The 1,874-nt window shown below is 71.3% G+C and carries 2 protein-coding genes and 1 pseudogene; 1 reads left to right on the top strand and 2 read right to left on the bottom strand.

Annotated elements, in window-relative coordinates:
- Positions 1 to 325, bottom strand: a 325-nt coding sequence (locus tag QH283_RS07405) for an AhpC/TSA family protein (RefSeq protein ID WP_280502272.1), incomplete at its 3' end; no start/stop codon positions are given.
- A 70-nt stretch (positions 326 to 395) separates the two neighbouring features.
- Between QH283_RS07405 and QH283_RS07400 the strand changes: the two genes are divergently transcribed.
- Positions 396 to 1,010, top strand: coding sequence for a TetR/AcrR family transcriptional regulator C-terminal domain-containing protein (locus QH283_RS07400; RefSeq protein WP_280502271.1), 615 nt, complete (start codon positions 396 to 398; stop codon positions 1,008 to 1,010).
- Positions 1,011 to 1,021: 11 nt separating this feature from the next.
- On the opposite strand, the pseudogene QH283_RS07395 reads toward QH283_RS07400, so the two are convergent.
- Positions 1,022 to 1,874: pseudogene (locus tag QH283_RS07395) on the bottom strand (TerD family protein); the annotation flags it as partial.

Below are 1,874 nucleotides of genomic sequence, written 5' to 3'. Positions count from 1 at the left end.
GGTCGAGCACGGCGCGACCGGAGGTCTCCACCCCGAATTCGCGATAGAGGCGGCGATCGGGGTCGGCGATCACTGCCGGCGGCAAGTCGGCCTCGTACCTGCGCAGGGACTCGGCGGAGGAATGGAAGACGACCACCTCGCGGATTCCTGCGGCCTCGATCTCGTCCAGGCGGGCGACGATCGAGCGCAGATGCAGGGTGCAGACGGGGCAGCCGGCGAAGCGGCGGAACTGCAGATGGACGAGCAGGGCGGGGTCGGGGACGAGCGTCTCGGCCCCGGCGATCGTGGTCAGTGTCCGCGGGGGCACGGTGGTGAGCAGCGGCATGGCCGGTCCCTTCGTAGGTGTACGTAGTACGCCTACACCAGTATGCGCGTATCTTGTACGCTGTCAATCCGTGCCCCGCCCTCGCTCGCTGACCGACGCCGATCTCGCCGCCGCCGCCCTCGCCGTGATCGACCGGGACGGACTGTCCGCGCTCACCATGCGCGCGGTGGCCGAGGAACTCGGGATGGCGACCATGGCGCTGTATCGCTACGTCCCCGATCGCGCCGCGCTCGAATCACTGGTGGTGGACACGGTGTTCGAGGTGGTCGACACCGCGACACCCGCCGATCTGCCGTGGGTGCGGCGCCTGACGGTGCTGGCCGAGCGGGTGTGCGAGGCCGTGGCGGCCCATCCGCAGACGGTTCCCCTGCTGCTGGCGCACCGGCAGTCCGCGCGCAACGGACTGCGATGGATGGAGGCCACACTGGCGGTGCTGACCGAGGCCGGTTTCGACGGCGCCGACCGGGTGATCGCCCAGCGCGCCCTGGTCGCCTACCTGTTCGGCTACCTGCAGAACGCGCACTACGCCGCGCTCGCCGGGCATGGCACGGCCGTCCTCGCCGCGTTGCCCGAGGACGAGTTCCCGCACTTGGCCGCGACGGCCCGCACCGCGCGGACGGTGTCGGCCGAGGACGAGTTCTCCGGCGGGCTGGAGATCGTGCTGCGAGGGCTGCGGCCGAGCTGATCGGCGGCGGATCAGTCCTTGCCGCGACCCGCCTTGAACCCGAAGTTCCAGTTGTAGCGCTGGGCGATCTCCACGACGCCCGCGCCCGGCCGTCCCGCCGGCGGGCGGATGAAGGTGCCCTCGCGGCGGACCACCAACTCGCCGTTGATGTTCTCGATGTGGGCGAGCACCGCGTCGCGCGAGTCGTCCATGCACCCGTCGAGGGTCATCTCGATGGGCGGGCAGTTCAGCGGGTACAGCGTCGCGGTGGCGTGCACACCGCGGAAGTCGTTGGCGCCCTCGTAGATCGAGGTGAACACCAGGATGCGGCGCAACTGGGCGGCGAAATCCAAGTTGATGTCGAGGTTCTCGCCGGTGGCGCTGGAGCCGGTGCGGTCGTCCTGGTCGAGGCGGATGAACGGCGGGCGGTCGAGGGCGCCGAAGGAGCGGTCAAGCGCGCGCACCGAGCCGATCCGGCCGTCGGCCAGCTCGAAGAAGCAGCTCAGGTCCAGGTCGAGGCCGCCGCTGCCGCGCCTGCGGCCGAACAGTCCGCCGCGCTGCTGCTGGTGCGGGGTGGTCCAGTTCAGGTTGATGCGCATCGTGCCGCCGGTGGCGCCCTGCTTGGTCAGCGAGACCGAGGGCGATTCCTTGGTCAGCGAGATCTTGCGCAGGTTCACCGGCGCGCCGCCCGCCGCGGGCGGCGGGGGAGCGAACTGCGGATTCTGTTGCTGCGGCGGCGCGTACTGCGGCGGAGGCGGCGGCGCGAACTGCGGATTCGACTGCTGCGGCGGGGGAGCGAACTGCTGGTGCGGCGGGGGCGGCGCGAACTGGGGGTTCGGCGGCGCGGGCGGCGGCGGGGTGAACTGCTGCTGCGGGGGCTGTGAC

The sequence above is a fragment of the Nocardia farcinica genome, from assembly GCF_029867845.1.
GTDB classification, from domain to species: Bacteria; Actinomycetota; Actinomycetes; order Mycobacteriales; family Mycobacteriaceae; genus Nocardia; species Nocardia farcinica_A.
Note: the sequence above shows the minus strand (reverse complement) of the source record. Positions and strands in the feature narration are given on the sequence as shown.